General features: G+C 61.7%; 18 protein-coding genes. 9 read left to right on the top strand and 9 right to left on the bottom strand.

From position 1 onward, the window contains the following. The first annotated feature begins 254 nt into the window (after positions 1-254). A complete protein-coding gene (locus BMI86_RS14570; RefSeq protein WP_078520467.1) occupies positions 255-953 on the top strand; it encodes a sugar transferase in 699 nt (232 codons plus the stop codon). Further along, the gene (locus tag BMI86_RS14565) at positions 878-2233 is read left to right on the top strand and encodes a polysaccharide biosynthesis/export family protein (RefSeq protein WP_143594816.1); all 1356 of its coding nucleotides are present in this window, start codon (positions 878-880) and stop codon (positions 2231-2233) included. Before BMI86_RS14570 ends, BMI86_RS14565 begins: the two co-directional genes overlap by 76 nt. A 26-nt stretch (positions 2234-2259) precedes the next feature. On the opposite strand, the gene BMI86_RS14560 is transcribed toward BMI86_RS14565, so the two are convergent. Continuing rightward, positions 2260-3477 carry an O-antigen ligase family protein gene (locus tag BMI86_RS14560; RefSeq protein ID WP_078542036.1) on the bottom strand — a complete coding sequence of 406 codons (1218 nt, stop codon included), beginning with the start codon at positions 3475-3477 and terminating at the stop codon, positions 2260-2262. Next, entirely contained in the window at positions 3474-4244 is a 771-nt protein-coding gene (locus BMI86_RS14555; protein ID WP_078542035.1) for a family 16 glycosylhydrolase, read from the bottom strand. Before BMI86_RS14555 ends, BMI86_RS14560 begins: the two co-directional genes overlap by 4 nt. A gap of 232 nt (positions 4245-4476) precedes the next feature. Here BMI86_RS14555 and BMI86_RS14550 point away from each other — a divergent pair, with 232 nt between their 5' ends. Beyond that, the gene (locus BMI86_RS14550; protein WP_168173863.1) at positions 4477-5676 is read left to right on the top strand and encodes a glycosyltransferase; all 1200 of its coding nucleotides are present in this window, start codon (positions 4477-4479) and stop codon (positions 5674-5676) included. 26 nt (positions 5677-5702) lie between these two features. Here BMI86_RS14550 and BMI86_RS14545 read toward each other — a convergent pair whose 3' ends face one another. After that, complete coding sequence (locus tag BMI86_RS14545) at positions 5703-6686, bottom strand: glycosyltransferase family 2 protein (protein WP_078542033.1); 984 nt, start codon at positions 6684-6686, stop codon at positions 5703-5705. Next, complete coding sequence (locus BMI86_RS14540) at positions 6683-7789, bottom strand: nucleotidyltransferase family protein (protein ID WP_078542032.1); 1107 nt, start codon at positions 7787-7789, stop codon at positions 6683-6685. The genes BMI86_RS14545 and BMI86_RS14540 overlap by 4 nt, the downstream gene beginning before the upstream one ends. A gap of 346 nt (positions 7790-8135) precedes the next feature. Between BMI86_RS14540 and BMI86_RS21575 the strand changes: the two genes are divergently transcribed. From BMI86_RS21575 to BMI86_RS14515, 6 genes are all read left to right on the top strand, one after another. Continuing rightward, positions 8136-8270: a hypothetical protein gene (locus tag BMI86_RS21575; protein ID WP_256365664.1), complete on the top strand. Its 135-nt coding sequence runs from the start codon at positions 8136-8138 to the stop codon at positions 8268-8270. Positions 8271-8357: 87 nt separating this feature from the next. Next, a complete protein-coding gene (locus BMI86_RS14535; protein WP_078542031.1) occupies positions 8358-8630 on the top strand; it encodes a PqqD family protein in 273 nt (90 codons plus the stop codon). Positions 8631-8670: 40 nt separating this feature from the next. Continuing rightward, positions 8671-9078 (top strand): lasso peptide biosynthesis B2 protein, encoded by a 408-nt coding sequence (locus BMI86_RS14530; RefSeq protein ID WP_210402728.1) that lies wholly within the window; start codon positions 8671-8673, stop codon positions 9076-9078. A 209-nt stretch (positions 9079-9287) separates the two neighbouring features. Beyond that, positions 9288-10964, top strand: coding sequence for an asparagine synthase-related protein (locus tag BMI86_RS14525; RefSeq protein ID WP_168173862.1), 1677 nt, complete (start codon positions 9288-9290; stop codon positions 10962-10964). Beyond that, positions 10961-11947: a hypothetical protein gene (locus BMI86_RS14520; protein WP_078542028.1), complete on the top strand. Its 987-nt coding sequence runs from the start codon at positions 10961-10963 to the stop codon at positions 11945-11947. The genes BMI86_RS14525 and BMI86_RS14520 overlap by 4 nt, the downstream gene beginning before the upstream one ends. Further along, positions 11944-13767, top strand: coding sequence for an ABC transporter ATP-binding protein (locus BMI86_RS14515; protein WP_078542027.1), 1824 nt, complete (start codon positions 11944-11946; stop codon positions 13765-13767). The genes BMI86_RS14520 and BMI86_RS14515 overlap by 4 nt, the downstream gene beginning before the upstream one ends. A gap of 21 nt (positions 13768-13788) precedes the next feature. On the opposite strand, the gene BMI86_RS14510 is transcribed toward BMI86_RS14515, so the two are convergent. The 5 genes from BMI86_RS14510 to BMI86_RS14490 form a co-directional block, all read right to left on the bottom strand. Next, positions 13789-14070 (bottom strand): hypothetical protein, encoded by a 282-nt coding sequence (locus tag BMI86_RS14510; RefSeq protein ID WP_078542026.1) that lies wholly within the window; start codon positions 14068-14070, stop codon positions 13789-13791. 74 nt (positions 14071-14144) lie between these two features. Next, on the bottom strand, positions 14145-16586 hold the full coding sequence (locus BMI86_RS14505; protein WP_143594815.1) for a GNVR domain-containing protein: 2442 nt from the start codon (positions 16584-16586) through the stop codon (positions 14145-14147). Further along, on the bottom strand, positions 16583-17563 hold the full coding sequence (locus BMI86_RS14500) for a glycosyltransferase (RefSeq protein WP_078542024.1): 981 nt from the start codon (positions 17561-17563) through the stop codon (positions 16583-16585). Before BMI86_RS14500 ends, BMI86_RS14505 begins: the two co-directional genes overlap by 4 nt. Further along, positions 17560-18549: a glycosyltransferase family 2 protein gene (locus tag BMI86_RS14495; RefSeq protein ID WP_246831718.1), complete on the bottom strand. Its 990-nt coding sequence runs from the start codon at positions 18547-18549 to the stop codon at positions 17560-17562. Before BMI86_RS14495 ends, BMI86_RS14500 begins: the two co-directional genes overlap by 4 nt. Next, on the bottom strand, positions 18546-19706 hold the full coding sequence (locus BMI86_RS14490) for a hypothetical protein (protein WP_078542023.1): 1161 nt from the start codon (positions 19704-19706) through the stop codon (positions 18546-18548). The genes BMI86_RS14495 and BMI86_RS14490 overlap by 4 nt, the downstream gene beginning before the upstream one ends. Between the last annotated feature and the right edge of the window lie 251 nt (positions 19707-19957).

The following is a 19957-nucleotide window of genomic DNA, read 5'->3' as shown; positions in this document are numbered from 1 at the left end:
CGGAATTCTGGGAAAGCGAACGAGCTTCGCACCTGGGATTAAAGGTGATTCTGCCGCCCATAATCCCCAAATTGGATTCCTAGCGCCCGTTTTTCGTGCGGACCGCCTCCAGAATGGCGCAATTTCGCGGATCGGTGATGCGAAATTTATGCTGCAGGTGCGAAAGGATCATTTCGTCTTGTTCGTTTCGCAAGGTTACCAAATCGTTAATCGAGGGATTTCAAACTGTCGCTCTTTCACTGGGGGGTGAAAACATGACCTTTGAAACGCGTAAGGGGCACTTCTTTGCTCCGACTACAGTCCATAGTGCTGCTTCTGCTGAACCGCTCGTTGAGCGTCCTGCAGGAGATATTGCCAAGCGTGGGCTCGATCTGCTGCTTGTGCTCGTTTTCCTGCCGCTGCTTGTTCCGCTTTTGCTCGGGGTTGCCGCGCTTGTCTGTATGACGAGTTCGGGGCCCGTGCTTTTCGGACACGTCCGCGTTGGTCGGGGCGGCAAGAAGTTTCGGTGCTGGAAATTCCGGACGATGGTCGTCGATGGCGACCGGATCCTGGAAGAGCATTTCCGGCGTTTCCCCGAAGAGCGCACTATCTGGGAAGAAGAGAGAAAGCTGCATGACGATCCGAGGGTCACGCCTTTGGGGGCTGTCCTGCGCAAGCTAAGCCTCGATGAACTTCCGCAGCTGATCAATGTGCTTGTCGGCGAGATGAGCCTCGTCGGGCCGCGTCCCGTCGTTGACGAGGAAATGCGCAAATATGGCCGCTCTGGCCGTCACTATCTGCGCGTGCGTCCCGGTGTGACGGGCCTCTGGCAGATCAGCGGACGTAGCGACACTGGCTACGCGACGCGGGTGCTTCTCGATCGTCACTACGTGATGTCGTGGAACGTGCTCCTGGATATCAAGGTTCTGGTTCTCACGATCCCGGCGGTCCTGTTTGCGAGCGGGGCGAGGTAGCTGTGCCAATGTCCCGTGTCCCGTTGCGGCGTTTCCTCTTTCCGTTGGCCGTAACTGCGCTGACTGCCTTTCCGGCCTATGCCGAAAAGCTTGAAGCCGGTGATGTTGTCTCGCTCAATATCGTTGAGTGGCGCAGCGTCGCCGGTGAAATGGCACAATGGGCCGCGCTGAAGGGGCCATATGAAATCTCGTCTGACGGTGCCTTGGATATCGGGTTTATCGGGAAGGTCGAGACGAAGGGGCGCGAGGCCGAGGATGTCGCCGAGGAAATCTCGGCGCGCTTGAAGGATACGTTGGCGCTGACGGAACAACTCGATGTTCAGCTGAGCATCACGCAGCGTGCGCCGGTGATCGTCGGCGGGCTCGCGAGAAAGCCGGGGCCGGTGGACTTCACCTCCGGGATGACTGTTCGCCACGCCCTCGCACTCGCGGGGGGGCTGACGGGCGTCTCCGGCGATGGGACGATGTCCCAATATCTTTCGATCGCGGCACAGGAGGCCCAGCTTGCGCGGCAAGAGGGCGATTTGCGCCTGCGCATCGCGCGTCTCGACGCGGAACAGGCTGGCACCACCGATGCGAATTTTCCGACGGCTGCCTCACTCGGGCAGGATGGAGAGCTGCGCGTTGCACAAGAGCAGTCGCTTCTGAAATTGCGGCTCGACTCGGCGAAGCGCAAAAGCGAACTCGTGGACGGGCAGGTGACCCTCCTGACTCAAGAGATCGACAAGTTGCAGCAAAAATCCAAAGGCTTGGACCACCAACGGGAGTTGATTGCAGAGCAACGCGACAAGGTTGCGCAGCTCGTTGATCGCGGCCTGAGCCCCAGTAACCGGGCAATCGAAGCCGAACAGAAGCTTGCCGCAATCCAAAGTCAGATCCTCGATGTCGACACCGCGATTTTGCGGTCTCGTCAAGCACTGGCCCGCGCCGAGAATGACCGTCTCGATCTGGGGGCCGGGCGCATTACACAGCTGCTGAACGATAAGCAAAAAGCGGAATCCGAACTTTCCGATGTTCGTGAGCGCCTCGATCTTCAACGTGGGCTGATGCGGCTGGCCGTGCCGAGCGCTATCGGCGCAGGCTTGGCAGGCGAAGAGGGCGGCCCGCAATTGCAGGTCGTCGTCACGCCTGCCGGAGGGGGCACTGCGAAGACCGTTGCCGATTTCGACACGCGGCTGTCACCGGGTGACCTCGTGGAGGTGACGCTTTCGCGTGATCCCAACGAGACAGCGGCCACGACGGAAGCTCCGCAAAAGCAGGTGGCCGGAAGCAACGGCTGAGGCGCGTCCCGCCTACTCGCCCCGCTTTATTCGCCGCGTCGCAATCGGATCGCGTAAACCATCGCGCCGACCGTGATCACCGTGATCGGATCGAACTGGAAGAAATACGTCACTTCGACCAGCGACAGAACGAACTGACGGATCATGAAGGCCGCGAAAAAGATCGTTTCGGCGCGCACATCGCGGATCGCCCAGACAATCACGACATAGCCCGCCCAGAAGACGGTGCCCGTCTGCAGAAGTGCGAAGGGCAGGCCGAGTTCCACGGCGTTCGTCAGCAGGGTATTGTGGAAGTGGAACCCGGATTTCGACGCGATCCCGAACTGCGCCCAGATTTCCTCCGCGACGGGCTGACCGGGAATCCAGAACGCCTGGAAACCTGTGCCAAGAACCGGACGTTCGGCAATCTGTCTTATCGCGATCGCCCAGAGGTCGGTGCGCCCGGTGAGCGTGACGTCCTTGCCCGTCGAATGGAAGAACCACGACTCGACATGGCTGAAATTCGCCATGATGAGCAGAATTGCCAGAAGCAATAGCATTGACATCATGACGAGCAGGAAGAACCGCTTCCATGCCGAGGTTCGCGAGAGAAGCACGATCCCCACGGCGACGGCCAAAGCCCCCACGCTCGCAAGGATCGCGCCGACGGATTGCGCTTTCACGAGAAGCAGCGCGGCCAGCAGGGTCATCGCCACGCCCGAGTAGCGCAGCCATCGCGGCAGGCTGCGGTCGAAAAACAGTGGCGCCGCCGAGATGAGCAGCATCGAGGCGGTGCTCGCCATTGCGTTCTTGCTGTGGAATATCCCGAGGAAGCCCAGCCCATCTGCGCGCTCCCGACCCAGCACCGCACTGATGATGTTGACCGCGGCAAACGAGTAGAAAACGGCCTTGTAGTAGTTGAGCGGGGACAGGCGCCGCGCAATCAGGATGGCGACCATGAAGGTGAATGTCAAAAGGATGCCGTATCGAAGGCTGAGAGCTGGCGCATCCGACCAGAGCACCGAAAGCACGGTCCAGCCGGGCAGCGCGAGAAGCCACCACATATCGACGATCTCATCGCGCGAACGCCATGGTTGCCGAAGGATCAGGAAGCACCCGACGATCAGAAAGCCAAGCGCGCCGAGCGTCCCGATCTTCGGCGTGATGTGCAGGATGAACAGCGCCAATGTCGCGAAGAGCGCCGTCGGACTGATCACGATCTCATTTCGATACGGATAACCGCCATGTGCAGTTTGGGCCGTCATGGTTCCTTGCACAGCATCGATTCAGGGAATTGGCATGTCTCGCCAAGCGGCGTGTAGCCGACCCAGTCGATCGTGTAGCGCAAGGGGCCGGGGGGCTTCTTATAGCGCCCCATCCATTCGCTCAGCGTCTGCGTGCTCCAGAAGGACAGATAGATCTTCTGAGCCGCGCTGGGCACGCCTGAAGTGACCTTCAGGATTTCCTTGCCGTCGGCATACCAGGTGATCGCGCCCGGCTCCCAACGGAAGGCAAGCGTCTGGAACCCTTCGGTCGTCGGTTTCGGCAGGGGGAATTCCCCGCCGCCCATCGGTTTGCCCGAGAGGTATCGATTGAGCGAGACTTTCGAGGGGTCTTTGGTGAGAATTTCGATGTCGATCTCGTCATGGGGCATGCCGTGGACCGGCCCGATATAGGTGAAGAACGAAGCGTTGAGCCCCGAATTCTTCGGCGTGTTCAGCCGCACCTCGTAAGTGCCGTAGCTGTATCTCGCGCGGGTCTGAATTTCGGCGCACAGGTTGGTCTTGTCCGGTCCCGCCTCGGGCAGGAAGAACATGACCAGTTTGCTTTTCTCGAGCTTGAGGGCACGCCGCGCCCAGGTGCAGCTCTGGTGGTCGCCGTTGGTCCAGCCATCGGAGATATACCATCGCTTCTTGTTGAAGCTGTCGAAACTGTCGAAGAAGGCACCGCCCAGAGGTTTCTCCGCGCGGGCGAGGCTCGGTGCCAAAATGGCGAGAGCGACGAGACAAGAAAGGATGCGTAAGATCGACATGCAGCCTTTGTAACGCGCCCCGCAGTCGAATCGCTCGGGCTTTGGTGGCACATGCAGGAGGCCTCGGGCGTAGCTGTCTTAAAGCGATGGATTTTTTGGCGTTTCGCTTTCTGTGGCTCGCAAATGCAGCGTGATGCAGACCCGACTTCGGCAGCTTTCTTGTCAGGCGCGCGTGCAGCCGACTCGGCCGCCTGCATGGGCTAGCGTGTCTTCATCACTGGTGGAGACTGTCTTGGCCGAGCGCATCACGGTTATCATGGCGAACTGGTGCGGCGCGTCCTATCTCGCGGCTGCAATCGCATCGCTACGCCGCCAAACCGTATCGGACTGGCGGCTGATCATCTCCGATGACGGATCGGATGATGACAGCGTGGCCATTGCACAGGATTTCGCGCGGCAGGATCCGCGCATCGAAGTGCTGACAGTAGAGAAGTCTTCCGGACCGGCCACCGCACGCAATCGCGCGCTCGAGCGGGCCAAAGGCGAGTGGGTCGCCATTCTCGACAGTGACGACCTTATGCATCCAGAGCGGCTGGAGCGGATGCTGGAAGGGGCGGACGCGCTTGGCGCGGATGTTATTGCGGATGATATGGTGTTCTTCGGGACCGTGCCGGGATCGGGCGGTCGCACTTTGCTTGAACCGATGTCCTTGGTGGCTCCGCTCGAGATTACTGCGAAGCTGTGGGTGGAGGCCGCGGCGCCGGAGACCGAGCTCCCGCCGCTTGGGTATCTCAAGCCGATGATCCGTCGCGCGATCCTCGGCGATCTGCGCTACGATCCCGACCTGCGGATCGGTGAGGATTTCGATTTCGTCCTACGTCTCTTGTTGAAGGGCGCGAAGTTCTGTGTGTTGCCCGACCCGATGTATCTGTACCGTCGACATAATGCCTCTATTTCGCATCGGCTTTCGTCTGCTGCGATCGGTGCGATGATCCGCGCTCAGCAGCGGTTGTCGGAGGGGCTGGACCCAGCCGTTGCCGCGCAGTTGGCCGCGCGCCATCGCGGGTTGCGGAAGATGGCAGACTTCGAAGCGCTCGTGGCCAACCTGAAAGCCCGGCAGTTCTCGGCGGCAGCGATAAAAATCGCGCGGCGTCCGTCTCTGGCGCAGGACGTTCTCCGAAGTCTCGCCGAGAGACGCAAAGGCAAAGACGCGACTGGCCCGGAGCGCCGGGCGGTTCAGGTCTCTCTCGGGGCCGAGGAAGGGGCTGACGTGCTGGCCGATGAAATCGCGACCGCATCCGTCGCGGAGAAAATGCATGTCAGCGTACCGAAGCCGGTCGCGCCCGGTGCGATGTGGGCTTCGCCGCCCGCGAAAATGGCCGCGAAGTTGAGCGCTCTTTCCGAAGCGAATGACGTCATTCCGGAGGCTCTGGATGGGGCAGGGGCCTGGGCACGGTGGCTGTTGCCGCAATGGGCGCAGGAGCAGGCTTAGGCGCGGCCGAAGCTGCGGAACGCGCTCTAGTCCTCGGGTCGAAGCAAGAGGCGGAGCGTATTCGTCACCGGCGCGGCGGGTTGCTTTTGGGCACGCAATTTGTCCCGCAGGATACCCGACGCGATCGGCATGAAGTTCCGCGGCGGCTTGATAGAGAAGCCGAAGGCCGCCCCGAGACCCTCTTGCGCCTTGATGTCGAGAAAGCGCCGCAGCAGGTAGCGATCGCGGATCTGGTCGTGATGCCGACGCATGGCGGAATTCGCGGCGCGGGGCACCGATTGGTCGTCGAGATGTGCAGAGGCCGCTGTCATCAGCGCGCCGAGATCCTTCGTCCCGTGCCGACCCGAGAGCGAATTTTCCCGCACGCGTGCAGCATAGCCGCATTCGTTGGTGACAAGAAATTTCGCACCGCGCGCGAGCATGCGCACATAGAAATCGAAGTCCTCGCCCAGCCGCAGGCTTTCGTCATAGCGCAGAGCGTGCCGCTCCAGAAAGGCGCGCGACATGAGTGGTTTGAGAAAGCCAAGCTCGCCCCGCGTCTCGCCGCGTTTGCCCATGTTTCCTTCGACGAACCCAACCAGATCGAGTTCGAAAACCCGCGTCTCATTGTCGGGAAGCCGGGTCGGGTCGAAGGCCTGCGCCATATCGGCGGGCACGAAGGCGATATTGTCCGCGATCAGATCCCAGCCTTCATAGGCGAGGAGGCGCGAGAAGCGGCCGGGGAGCAGAAAGTCATCTGCATCGAGCACTGCCAGAAACGGGGACCGGGAGGCGGCGATTGCACGGTTGCGACCCGCGGCCGGTCCCTGATTGCTGTCGTTTCTAAGAACGATCAGGCGCGCGTCACCCGCCGCGGCGTCCTGCGCGGTCTCTGCACTTCGGTCCGTAGAGGCATCATCGACCACGACAACTTCCGCAACCTCTGGCTGTTCGAGTGCGGACCGGACCGCATCGCCGATCGTGTCTTCGGCGTTATAAGCAGTGATTACGACGCAAATCTCGGGGGTCATCGCTTGGTTTCTCCCACTTCGCCGACGGGCTTTCGTGTGCGCGCGATCACGTTAAGGAAGGCGTTCGAGAGGAAGGCCCGATTGCTTTCGCGCACCAGACGCCACAGGTCGCGCCCGCAGAGGCTTGCCAGAATTTCGCGCCGTCTGGGGAAACTCAGCCCTTTCTTCCAAGGCTGGAAGACCATGTCGCGAACGGTTTCCGCAGAATGACCGGCAAGCAGTTCGTGCGATCGCGGCGGGAGGCCGTCTTGCCCGATGCTGGCGGTTGCGAGGGCCATTGCGAAATCCAGCGTTTCCGAGAGGCCCGTCTGTCGGGCGAGTTGTTCGAGCTGATCGCGCTCGTCCAACTCGAGACTCTCGAATGCCTTGATCATGTCGAGGGCCACAGAGCCCGCAGGCTCATGCGAAAGAAAGGCTTTGCAGAGCGTGATTGCGGCGATCAGGCACATGTCAGGCGGGGACGGCACCGGAAGCGCGCTGTTCGCGACCGACTGCCTCACCGCTCGATGCAGGAAACCCACCAAGTTCCGAGGGCGCGGCAAACCGGGCTGTTGGACGCTATGGTGCAAGTCCACGAAGATGGGTTGGTCGGGCGCTTCGAAATGGCGTTCGCCGAGGAAATGCACCCACCAGCTGCCGAGTTCGGCTTCGGTGGGCTTGAACCCAGCCTCTTCAAGGATCTTTCCCGCCGCGATCCGGTCCTTGGGCGCGACCAGTATATCGACATCCCCGGACGGCTTGAAAAGGGGCGTGCCGTAGAGCCGGATTTGCTGCAACGGGCCTTTCAGGTGAAGGTGCGGAATCTGGCCAGCATCGAGCGCTTCGGTGATATCGGCGGCGAGCTTCAATCCGCGATTGTTCGAAAGCATTCCGCGCATGCGTCCGAAGTTGAGCTCGGCGTTTACCTGCTCGGCTGCGTCGCCTTGGAGGTCTGGCCACCCGGGGTGCATCAACAGCTTGTTCACGCGCGCGATTTCAAAGAGAAGGCGAGGGTCGGTGCTGGTCGGCGGTGCTTGACCGGCAGCCATCTTCCTGAGAATTTCGACCTGTGTCGAACAGTCGCGCCGCTTCACGTAAATGAGCTCTTTCTCCGGAAAGCTCACGCGCCTACCTTCACGAAATCGCGAATCGAATCCAGCGAGAAATCAACCTCAGGTTGAATTGCGCGACTTTTTAATTCCCCCAAGGTTGCAATTTTAAATGTCCAGCTTTCTGGCGAAATTTTAACGCGCTCATTTCTTGAGCGGGTTTTCGGACAGGATGCTCGCATATTGGACCCCCTGAAATCGGCCGCGGGAATATTGCCTTGATTTTGCCTGTTATTTTCGCAGCGAACTGAAGCTGTGACGCTCCGAATGGACTAAGGTTTGACTCAAGTGGAGCCTGATTAAAGACTTTAGGAGGCGCAAGCCAAAATGAGTACGTAACGTCAAAAGGGGGTATCTACTGATGAAAACGTATACTCGTCCGCAGCTTCAAAAGCACGGCAAGCTCGAAGACCTGACCCACGGTGCAGGTAGCACCACGATCGCCGACCAGGTGCTGCCGCCCGGTACGGATATTGCGGGTCTTACCTTCTCGTAATTCGCAAAAAGATGAGAAGGACAGGGGCGTGGTCTCGCCTCTGTCCACTCTATGCAACGTGGCTCTCAAGGTGTGGGTGGGTAGTCTATGAATGCAATGTCCCAATATCGGGTTCGTTCCGAATGTGTTGCTTGTCCTTATGGTGACGGCGTCGCGATTTTGGATCTAAATTCCAATGCCTATTTCAGTCTGGATTCCATCGGCGCCATCGTTTGGAATCTATTGGGTGACGAAAAGAGCGTCGAAGAAATTATCGATACGATTTCGGGCGCTTATTCTGTTCCGCGCGACACCGTTGCCGAGGATGTCTCGGTGCTCCTGAGCGACCTTCACGAAAACGGTCTCGTCGAGGCTGCGTGAAATGCGTTGGAAACGGCCGATCCTTCACGACGCTCGACTGTTGTTCGAGGCGCTCGTGACAGTCGTGCGTGTGCGTGTCGATCTGTGGCGCCACCGCCACGATGCATTGCGCAAGACCGTGGTGTCCAACGCCGCGCGTTTTCCGGAGCCGAAAGCCGCCGACCGCGGCACTCTCGCCGAAATTTCATGGGCCGTGGCGGCTGCTGCGCGTCTCGTCCCGCAAGCGACCTGCTTGACCCAGGCCACGTCGGGGCAGCTCTTGCTCGCACGTCGCGGGATCGACTCCACCGTGCGCCTGTCGCTGCCGATGGGCGGGGAAGAGTTTCGCCCGCATGCCTGGCTGATGTCCGACAATATTATCGTGCTTGGTGGAACGCGCGCGGAATTCGCGCGCCATACGCTGTTGAAGAATATGACGGCATTTGCGCAAGGCGAGGCGCGCCCATGAGCCGGCCCGCACTGCATTGCGCAATTGGCGGTTTCGCGGATCCCGCCAAGCTGGCAGCCGTTCCCGAGCTGCGGAACGCCGTGGTTGAGGCATCCGCGCGGTCTTCGGTTCTCATGTCGGGGCCGCAGACGACGCGCAGCGCAACCGGTGCGCTTGTCGCGGCCGATCTGGACCTGACCCACCTGCGCGACACGGCGCGGCGTCTGGCGATGCCGCCGAACAGCTCTGCCATCGAACTTGTTGCCGCAGCCTATGATCGCTTCGACGACGAGCTCGGCCATGTGCTCGAGGGCGCTTTCGCGATCGCAATCTGGGATCCGAAGCGCGAAACTCTTCTTGTCGTCCGGGACCGGTTTGGTCTCAAGCCGGTGGTCTACCGGGCCAATGCGCGGGGGCTCGCGGTCGCGAGCGATCCCGAAGCCGTCATCGCGATGACCGGAGACCGTCCGGAGCATGACGTCCTCTGGATCACCGAACATCTCTCGGGGCAGCTGACCAATCAGACGCGCACGGCTTGGAAAGATATCGTCCGCTTGCCTCCGGGAAAGCTGATGCACTATCGCGATGGCATGCTGTCACCACCGCGCACGTGGTGGAGCCTCGAGCCCCGCGACCTGAGCGCGGCCGAGCAAACTGACGAGGCCTTGCGAGATGCGCTCTCGGACGCCACCGGCGAAGCAATGAGCGGAGGCTCCGCCGCCGCGATGCTCAGCGGGGGCCTGGATTCGAGTTCGCTGGCGATCCTCGCATCGCGCTTGTCGTCGGAACCTTTCCCGACCTACTCGCTGCGGTTTCCCTCTGCGCCTGAACTCGATGAGGGCGAATATATCGATGCCGTTCTGGAGGCCGGAAACTTCCGGCCCAAGATGTTGAATGGCGGCGTTGGAACAGCACTCGATCCAACGCTTTCGGACCTTTTTCTGACGAACCAGCAACAGCCGTTTCCGGGCTTTGGCATGGTGACGACGCACACGATCTGTTCCGCGGCGCGCGCGGATGGGCATGCCGTTCTGATCGACGGGCATGGCGGCGACGAAGTCATCGGTGGCGCTTCCTTCTCCTATCTCAACGAACTCGCCCGGTCCGGTGAGTGGGCGAAGCTTTGGACGTTGCTGAGAAAGCTGCACGGGTTCGCGGGGGGGCGTGGTGCGGTCGCGTCCTTTGTGATGGCCTATGCGCGCCACGGCGGAAACCGTAGCGCCGCGAAATTGGCGGGTCGGTTGCAGCGTCGGCTTTTCAGCTCGAGCGATCCGGCCCAACCGGATTGGTTCAGCATCGTCGCGCCGGAGCTGGTTTCGCGTTTGGATTTGCGCGCGCGTTCTGAAGTCGCGGGCACCTCACTCTATTCGGACATGCCATTTGGGTTTGCGACGCATGCGCGCGCCCTCGCGGGGGATCTGACGCCGAGCGCGTTCGAGCTGCTTGATCGAGCCACGCGCCCCTTGGGGCTGCAGTTGCGGTTCCCGTTCTACGACCGGCGCGTCGTCGAGCTTTGCGTAAACCGATCCGATGTGGACAAGATAAAGAACGGACAGCCGCGCGCGCTGATGCGCGATGCGATGAAAGGCATCCTGCCGGAGCATGTCCGATTGAGATCGACAAAGGTCGATTTCACCGCCAACAATCGGCGCGCGATGCGCGAGGACCCGCAGGGTCGGTTGCGGCGGTATATCGACAACCCGCCCGAACGACTTGAGCCATACGTCAATATCGCGCGCCTTCAAGAGACCGCGCGGGCGCTTTTCGACACCTCCGCCGATGCCGGCGGATTGGAGGTCATGCAGCTCTGGCGCGCTGCTTGGCTCGACATGTGGCTCGAGCGGGAAGAACGCGCCCGCCAACCGATTGCATCTGGAATAGAACCGATAAGGGAGGTCCACGCGTGACCGAACTCGAACATATTGAAGCCGCGCAGGGGCTTGGCGCCCCCGCATATTCCTACAGCACTTATGGCATGCAGGTTGTTTCCGATATTGAACTGCCGGAACTGGCCTCTGTCGTGCCCGGCTCGGTTGCAGAACCGCGCAGCTTGCGCATTCGCCGTGCGCCGGTGGAACTGCCCGAAAACGCCAGATCTTTGCCGACCTGGTACGAGTTCGGGGCCACGGAAACACGGTTCTACTGGCAAACCGTCGGGGCCTTCTCCGTCAATCTCGACGGTACGGAAATTCTCTGCGAGCCCGCGGAGGGTGTCAGCGACGACCTCATCGCGTTTCCGCTGCTTGGCCCGATCCTGTTCGAGTCGCTTCGACGTCAGGGGCATTTCGTTCTGCATGCGAGTGCGGTCTCCCTCGGGGGGCAGGCCGTCGTTCTTATGGCGGATAAGGGCACGGGGAAGTCGACCTCCGCGGCGGCATTGCTGAATGCCGGTGGCAAGCTCCTTGCGGATGACCTCGTCGCCTTTACGCCGGACGGGGAGGTTCTGTCGGGCTTCGGACAGGTAAAGCTGTCCGACGCGGCCCTTGAGGCGCACCGGCCGCAGAAGTCCGTCGCGCGGGGCGACGTGCATGCGGCAATCGACAAGAAGCGGGTGCAGCTTCCTCGCGATGCGACGGCAGAATATGCGGCTCCCGCCGTGCGTCTCTATATCCTCGAACGCGGAGAGGGCGAGATGGCTTCCACAGCCGACGTGGCCGCCAGCCAGTCGCTGCCCGCGATCCTGCGGTTCTCCTACGGGGTACGCTTCGGAGAGAACCTGCTGTCGGGAGAGCCAGCCAATCGCCATTTCCGGGACGCCGTCGCGCTTGCCGGGCGGGTGAAGGTCCGCATCCTGCGCCTTCCCGCAACGCTTGATGCCATGACCACCCTCGCGGATGCCATTCGCGCCGATCTGAATTCGGATCGCGCAATGACCGGAGACGAGGATTGAGCGACGTTCTCTCCGCCAGAGCGTCTCTGAGCGAGGCGCGCAACCTCTTCACGACGATGCGTCGTGCGGCGGGCAACAAGCTCTATATCGCCTTGGGCATGCTGATGCTGAGCAGCCTCAGCGAGGGCATTTCCGTCCTTCTGCTTCTGCCCATCCTGAGCCTCGTCTCCCGTTCGGAGGAAGGCGCGCCGATCATTGAGATCACTGAGCGCGAATTCATGGGCGTGACGCTTCCTGCCTTCACGCTCCCGCTCGCCGTGCTGCTCTCGATGCTCGTCTGCTTTCTCATTCTGCAGGCTTTGTTCAACCGAATGCGCACGGTCTATGTCACCGACATCCAGCTGAGGTTCTCCGCGATCTTGCGGCATGGTTTGTTTTCCGCCATCGCCGAGAGCCGGTGGGATCATCTGGTCCGCCAGCGCAACGCCGATCTGGAACATGCGCTGGTCGGCGAGGTGGAGCGGGTTCGGATGGCATCGATGTTGTTGATGTCGCTTATCCAGGGCTCTGCATCGCTTGTGCTCTACGTGGCGCTGGGGCTGATGATTTCGGTGCCGATGACGGTGTTATCCGCCGTATTTGGCGTCGTCGCCTTTCTCGCGCTCAGGCCTTACCGGAAAATGTCTGCGGAATACGGTGTGAAGCTGCAGGGGCTTCGTCGCGACCAGTTCCGTGCGGTCTCAGGGTTCCTGTCGGGGCTAAAGACGGCGAAAGCCATGAACCTCGAAGAGGCGGAGATTGCTGGGTTCGACGCAATCCTCGATATGGAGCGGACGGACACGCGCGAATTCGCGCGGCGCACCGCGACGGGTTCCGGGATTTTCCAGATCGCCCAAGCGATCGGCGCGGTGATCTTCATTTACCTGTCGCTCGTGCAGCTCGGCCTCGCGATTTCCGAGATCGTGGTCTTGCTGCTCGTGATGATGCGGCTGGCCCCGCGGTTCATGACGCTTCAGCAGCAGGCGCAGATGTTTTTGGTGAATTTGCCGGGGTGGCAGCACATCCGAAATGTCCAAGGTGAGATGATCCGCCAGCGCGACGTTGCAGCGGGATTGCCGATCGCGACGCGCGCGCCGTGGCACGAGATCCGGCTGGAAAACGTATCCTATCGTCACGGCGAAGGCCTGCCGCGTGCCTTGGAAGATGTCAGCCTTACGGTTCGCGCGGGCGAGGTGACGGCGCTGATCGGGCCGTCGGGCTCCGGGAAATCGACCATCGCGGATCTGATTTGCGGCCTCATTCGGCCCGAGACCGGCAAGATCCTCGTAGACGGTCAAGACCTCGATCCGATGGATATTCGGAGCTGGCGGCACCGGATTTCATACGTCACGCAGGACACCTATCTGCCACCGATGACGGTGCGCGAAGCTCTGCAGGTAGGCGCGCCGGAGGCGGATCAGCAGGACATGGAGGCAGCCCTCCGCGTCGCGTCCGCGGACTTCGTCTTCTCGCTTCCCGCGCAGCTCGACACTCTGCTGGGGGAGCGTGGCGTGCTGTTGTCAGGGGGAGAACGTCAGCGGATCGCGCTGGCACGCGCTTTGCTGAGAAAGCCCGAGCTGCTGATCCTCGACGAGGCGACGAGTGCGCTCGACTGGCAAAGTCAGAACCGTATCGTGGCGAACCTTGCGAAGTTCGAAACCCCGATGGCTATCCTCACGATCGCGCATCGTTATTCGATGGTCGAATTCGCGGATATGGTTTTCGCGTTGGAAGAGGGTCGGATCGTCGAGAGCGGTGCACCTGCGATCCTGCGCACCAAGCCCGACGCAAGGTTCATGAAAATGCGTGATGCCGAACGCAGCACGAGCCGCGCGGTGTGACCTTAAACGGTGCGCTGAAGCTCAGCGATTTTCCTGATTGAGGTAGGCGCCGCGCGAAACATGCGACGTCGTATTGTCGTCCGAAGCCTCGCGACCGGCTTGCGCGGGCCCCTGATTCTTTCTCCGGGCCGTTTCCTCGCGGGTCATGATGGCGACGAGGCCGACGTACAGGATCTGACCGAGAAAGAAGATCGCGATGCACAAAATCGCGACCATTCCCAAAGACATGCCATTCCAAAACCCGACCGCGCCAGCGATGATCGTGACAAGAGTCAGGACGACGAGAAATGGCATCAAGCGCATGGCTTGGCACTCCGAAACTTGGGCTGGGCTCCAGCGGTTACCTTCTCGATAATAACCGGTCAAGCATTTGAAATTCAATTGTTGCGTGTGTTGGTATTTGTGCCGCGCATCTCGGGCTTGTCCCAGCTTTTTCCCGGATCCCCGAAATACCCGTTGTAATCTTCGAAATAGGCCTCGGTGCTGGAGACATCGACGAAGTCACGCAAGTCTTCCATATCCACGCGGTTCAGCACCGTTCCCAAGAGGCGCTCGCGCAACGCTGCATTGGCCGAGAGGATGCGGTTCAGCATCAACTTCGGCGTTTTGCCCCAGCTTGCCACGAGGAGCACGGTGTCGAGGTTCGGGATCATGGCACGCGCATCGACGATCGCGCCGAGCGGGGCGAGGTCGATGATCACGAAATCGAACTCGCTGCGCACCTCGGCAATCAACTCGCGCATGCCGCGCGAGGACAGCAGTTCGGCGCTGTGGGTGAAGCCATTCGGCGGAATGCAGGGCAGGATATGCACACCGGTGCCTTCCACTTCACGTACCAAGTTGCGCCAAGGCGCGCGGCCGGCGAGCACTTCGACAAGTCCGTCGCCATGGCGGAAGTCGAGGCGCTGGCTGAGCCCCGGGCGCCGGATGTCGCTATCGATCAAGAGCACCCGTGCATTGGACATGTTGAGCACGGCAGCCAGATTGAGAGACACCGTCGATTTGCCTTCCTCGGGACGTGCGGAGGTGACGCCCAGAACGATTGCCCCGGTGTCGACCGGCGCGCGGATTTCTGCGGCGAGCCGCACGCTGCGCAAGGTTTCCGCGAAGAAGGATCTGGGGTAGCGCACGGCGTAGATGGCGCTTTCACTGGTCGAATGCGACCCGTTTCTCGGTTTCGAGATATTCTCGGCGAGCCCGTCCCGCAGGTTCTGAAAAACGGCGGTGCTCGTGATCGATCGGACCGGTTCCGACTGCGCCGACGTTTCGAACTCCGGCAGATAGCCGAGGAACGGTCCGCCGGTTTCGTCCTGAACGTCATCCGAGGTGCGCAGGAACCGCTCCCGCCATTCCTGCCAGGCCGTCAGCATCATCCCGATGATCAGACCGAGCACGATCGAGATCGCAAGCGCGCGCTTCGTGCTTGGGCCAACCGGGTTGCGCGGCACGTCCGCCTTGGTCAGAATCCGTACGTTCGAGACGGGGAAGGATTTCTGTTGCTCGATCTCCTGAAACTTCGTCAGGAACGCCTGGTACAGCGTCGAGAGCGTGTCGGCGCGTTGCTGCAGCGCGCTATATTGAACCTCGACGGTGCCGGAGCTCGTGTCGCTGTCGATCGCGAGGCCGAGGCTGTTCTTGAGCGCATCGACCTTCGCTTCGGCGCTTGAGAGATCGCTCTTCGCCTGCGCGCTCCCTTGTTTGAGAAGGGTGAACAGGCGTTCCGCAGCGGCCTGAACCTGCCGCTCTACCACCTTATACTGCGGGTGATCTTCGCCGAAGTTCGTCTTGATCTGATTGAGCATCGCCAGCGAGTCGGTGAGCGTATCGCGGGCCTGCTGCAGGGCAGGGTCGCTTCCGCCGCCAACCCCGGTGGAGCCGCCATCGACGAGGGCTTGGACCCCACCGGCAATTATCTGGTTGTAGGTATCGACGCGCGCCCGTGCGCGGGCCACATCGCTGACCGCATTGGCCATCTCGGCATTGAGCTGGACGACGGAATCCTTTGTCATCGAAACGCCGCGCGAGGATACGAGCCCATGCTCGGCCCGGAAGGTCTCCGCATCCAGCGCGGCTTGTTGAGCCTGATTTTGCAGCTCCGTCAGCCGGTCCTGCATCCAGTTCGTCGTCCGCTCGGTCGCTTCGAAATTCGCGTTGAGGACATCGGCGATGTAGCCCTCGGCGAGCGAATTCACGATCGCGGCGCTCATGGCCGGATCGTAGGACTCGTAGCTGATAGAGATCACGGAGCTTCTGCCGACACGCCCGACATCGATGCGCGCCTGCAAGGCGCGCGCGGCGAGGTCTTGCCGCGCGGCGGTGATCTGTTCGGGCGTCAGAGTGGTTGTGCCGCTCGGTTCGGGCTTCGAGCGCAGCCAGTTGATCGGTGTGCGGATCGTATTGATCGCACCGCCGATCAGCCGGGAAAACAGCGAGCTCGGCGGCGACGTGAAGGAGGGATTGTCGAGAAGATCGAGCTCCTTCACGACCGATTGCGAGATCCGGTCGGAGCGGATGATCAGCCGGGCATCTTCAAGGGCGGACTCGCTGAGATTGTTGTTCTCCGAAGCCCCGAGCTGTTCGATCGAACGGCTGATATTCGCATCCAGCAGCAACAGCGAATTTGCAAGGTAGCTGCGCGGCGTGGTCGCCAGATAAATGATCCCGAGGATACCGAGGATCACGACGGGAACGATGATCGACCACCGCCGACGACGCAGGATACGCGTGAGCTGGCCCAGCGTTACGGTTTCGGGCGGTTTCGAGATCGGCCGCTCGAGATCGTTGCTCGTATCTGCGAATTTGAATTGCGTCTGTCTCAAGAGGTCGTTCCTCGCGCGTTGCGCCTTGAGGCTGTGTTGTGCGTGGCATCTGTAGATGCTCCGCCATAGATTTCCGTTCGGCTTCCGCCGGCAAGTCGCCAGACGACGCCGATATGCAAGGCCGCGCGCATCAGATTTCGGTTGCGCGCCAAGAGGTCGGTGACGTGGCCCAGCGAAAGCCCGAGGCAGGCGAGCGCTTTCGCGCCGGCGCGTCCGAGTTCGATCATTCGTGCTGCGAACGTCTTGCCCTGCGAGACCAGAACGGCATGGGTCTGACCCATGCGGAAGCGGCGCCGCAAAAGCCACGAAAGTGTCGCACGCTCCGCAGGGACATCCTCTTCGAGCCAAGCGTCCGGGGCGTAGGAAAGCGTCCCGCCGCGGCGCTTGATCTGGTCGAAGAAGATCGTGTCTTCGCCGCCGCTGCGACCGAATTCGGGATCGAACCGCAGACCCGCGACGGCGGGGTGTTTCAGGTCGAGCAGGACGTTGCAGGTGTAGCCCGCGCGTACGCGCCCTTCGCTATCGTGCTCGGCGAGGGTGTCGTGGATATGGCCAGCGCGCATCCACTCGGGAGCCGCGTCATTGTGGTAGGCGCGCACGGGGCCGATCACCGCGGCGCTCTCTTCGGATTGGCGCGCCTCCATCAGGGCAGGGAGCCAGCCGGGCAGGGCGCGCTCGTCATCATCGAGGAAGGCGAGGCAGTCCAAGTCTTGTGCCTCGGCTGCGTCGAGAACTGCATTGCGCGCGATCGAGATGTTATGGGCGGGCGCGTGAAGATAGTGCAGTTCGAAGGGAAGCGGCACCGAACGAACCCGGTCTTCGGAAGAGGGTTCGAGATCGTTATCCGCGACGATGACGCAGATATCGAGGCCCGGCGGGAGCGTCTCGGCAAGCGAGGCGAGTGTGTCGCGCACGCTGTCGCGGCGATAGGTGCACAGGCCGATACCGATTTTCTCTTTGCGCTTCGGACTGGTCACTCGGGCACCCCGCGACCGATGGTTGGCACGCCATTGCCCAAAATCTGCGCCCAGAACCCCGCGGACCAGGCCAGATGCATGATGCCCGCGATCGGGCCAGCCGTGAGATTGGCGAGGCGCTTCGTCTGGATCGCGATCGCCAGCCCTGCGGTCGCGCAGCCCAGAAGCCAAGCGATCGCGGGCAGGGCGAAGACCGGGTGCAGCGGGGCCAGCACGACCAGAGCGAGCGCCGGTGCCAGAGCCGCGACGATCGCCTGTCGCATCGCCGGGCGTTCGCGATGCAAAGCAAGCGTGCGGGCGCGTCCCTTGCCGAACCGGAAATATTGCGACGCGAGATCGCGCAGGGAATTGCGCGGGAAGTAGCGGACGAAGGTGCGTGCGGTCAGCCAGATATTGAAGCCCGCGCGGATCAGGCGGTGATCGAGTTCCGCATCCTCGTTATGGCTGAATGTGGTGTTGTACCCCCCGACCGACCGAAAGGCGTTCAGCCGAAACAGGGCATGATGTCCGTGAGTGACCCAACGGCCTTCCCCTGCGCCGCGATGTGCCGACCCACCATTCCCGAAACGAGAATTCTGAGCCCGCGCGATCTGGGTCTGTAGTGGGGACACCCCTTCGGCATGCATACGGACGACGACGCTGTCGGCGCCGGTGTCGATGGCCTCGTTCATCAGCGTTTCGCAGAAATCGCTCGGGTAGGCGCTGTGTGCGTCCACACGGATCAACCATTCCGCCTCGTCGCCGAAACGCTCCACGGCGAGGTTGACGGCTGCGGCCTGCAGCTTGTCGGGATTGTGCAGCAGGACGATTTGCGGCGTTTCCTGTGCCATTTCCTCAACCACGGCGCAGGTCCCGTCCGTCGATCCGCCGTCGGCTACGATGACGGTCGCGTCTTGGGCGCGCGCGAAGGGCAAAAGCGTCGAGATGACCGAGGCGATATGGTCGATCTCATTCAGCGTGGGGATGACGATGAGGATGCGGCTCAAGATTGCGCCTCCCGCAGATGCGTGGCGCCCTTTCGAGACGCGCGAGCCGTGGGGAGATCGGCCAACCACGACACGAGCGCGCGGCATTCTGCGCGACCCGCCTCCCAGGTGGAGCGCGGCTTTGCAGCGACCGCTTGCCGAAGCTTCTGGAGATCCGCATTTCTCAGGTCTGTAAGGGCTTGCGCGACCGACGCGCTCGACGGTTCCGCGACCTGTACCCCAATGCCGAGAGTTTCGGTACGTCGTGCGACCTCGGTTCCCGACAGAACCACCGGGACCGCACCATGCAGGCAGCCTTCGTAAAGGCGATTTGGCAGCAGCCAGTCCGAATTCTCTCCGGCCTCGTAGCGGTCGATCAGCCAGGCAAGATCGACCGCGTCGTAAATCTCATCAAGATCATCGGGCGCAGTATAGGGGCCGCCAAATTCGAGATCAGGATTTGCGGCGACGCGCTCATGGAAATCCGGGAGTTGATCGAGCGCCGGACGTCCGCGCAACTTGATCCGGAAATGTCCCGGTGCGTTGCGGGTGAGTTCGTCGAGCGTGTCCAGCGACCAGCGGCACCGGAGAATTCCATTCCAGCCAATCTGCAGCGGCCCCTCCAGAGGGCGCGTGCGTTCGCGAAGCTTTGCCGGATCAAGCGCGAGCGGCTTGTTTTCAATCAGGCACAGATGCGGGGCGAGCCTCTCGAACGGCTGAGGGTGGCCGCGCTTGAACCCTTCCGAGGAATACAGAAGGCCCGAGGCGGATTTGAGCGCCGCCGCTTCAATGGCGCGGATTGCCTTGGACGCCGGACCGTTCCCCGACAACAGGCGATGCACGTCGAGCAGTTCGTAGACGAGACGTGCCGCCGGTGCGCGTCGCTTGAGATACGCCCCGAGCGTGAGCATTTCGAGATTGCGAGCGATGATGACATCTGTCTCCTGGAGGGTAGGGAACCGCTTGGCGAGACCGGGGAGGGCCTTGAGCACCGAGAGCGCGCGCTGGGCCATTTTCCCATTCGCTGTGTGCCCGAGGACGAGCGCAGGCTCCGGCAGTGGCCGCGCTGAGCGTTGGAACCCCGCGAGTGTCACCTCGGCGCCGCCAGCGCGCAACATCTGAACGCGTCGCCAGATCGCGGCATCATCGAGGTCATGAACGAGGTAGATCAAACGCATCTTGAAAGCCGTCTTCCCTGCGCTCACGCTGCCGCGCGATCAACGGCGTGGCAGTCACCGATCTGCACATGGTCCGCGTGACCGTCAGTCTGCAGGGGCGGGACATTCGCATCGGGCCCACTTCGAGTCATTCAACTTCCTCCAGATCGCCTGAAACGCGGCGCGGAGCGGACGAAAACCAACCACCGCAAAATCAGGCTTCGATCTGCGCAGTTTCCGGTCAAATGCTAAGGAGGGCAGGTTTGCCGAAT

This window comes from Thioclava sp. DLFJ5-1 (genome assembly GCF_002020115.1).
GTDB classification, from domain to species: domain Bacteria; phylum Pseudomonadota; class Alphaproteobacteria; order Rhodobacterales; family Rhodobacteraceae; genus Thioclava; species Thioclava sediminum.
The sequence above is the reverse complement of the archived record's forward strand: the minus strand, read 5'-3'. Positions and strand labels throughout refer to the sequence as shown.

What these genes read in the sequence shown, in the direction of transcription:
- BMI86_RS14570 (WP_078520467.1), top strand. Translation starts at nt 255, where the DNA reads ATGACCTTTGAAACGCGTAAGGGGCACTTCTTTGCTCCGACTACAGTC.
- BMI86_RS14560 (WP_078542036.1), bottom strand. Translation starts at nt 3,477, where the DNA reads ATGACGGCCCAAACTGCACATGGCGGTTATCCGTATCGAAATGAGATC.
- BMI86_RS14555 (WP_078542035.1), bottom strand. Translation starts at nt 4,244, where the DNA reads ATGTCGATCTTACGCATCCTTTCTTGTCTCGTCGCTCTCGCCATTTTG.
- BMI86_RS14545 (WP_078542033.1), bottom strand. Translation starts at nt 6,686, where the DNA reads ATGACCCCCGAGATTTGCGTCGTAATCACTGCTTATAACGCCGAAGAC.
- BMI86_RS21575 (WP_256365664.1), top strand. Translation starts at nt 8,136, where the DNA reads ATGAAAACGTATACTCGTCCGCAGCTTCAAAAGCACGGCAAGCTCGAA.
- BMI86_RS14535 (WP_078542031.1), top strand. Translation starts at nt 8,358, where the DNA reads ATGAATGCAATGTCCCAATATCGGGTTCGTTCCGAATGTGTTGCTTGT.
- BMI86_RS14525 (WP_168173862.1), top strand. Translation starts at nt 9,288, where the DNA reads ATGCCGCCGAACAGCTCTGCCATCGAACTTGTTGCCGCAGCCTATGAT.
- BMI86_RS14510 (WP_078542026.1), bottom strand. Translation starts at nt 14,070, where the DNA reads ATGCGCTTGATGCCATTTCTCGTCGTCCTGACTCTTGTCACGATCATC.
- BMI86_RS14490 (WP_078542023.1), bottom strand. Translation starts at nt 19,706, where the DNA reads ATGCGTTTGATCTACCTCGTTCATGACCTCGATGATGCCGCGATCTGG.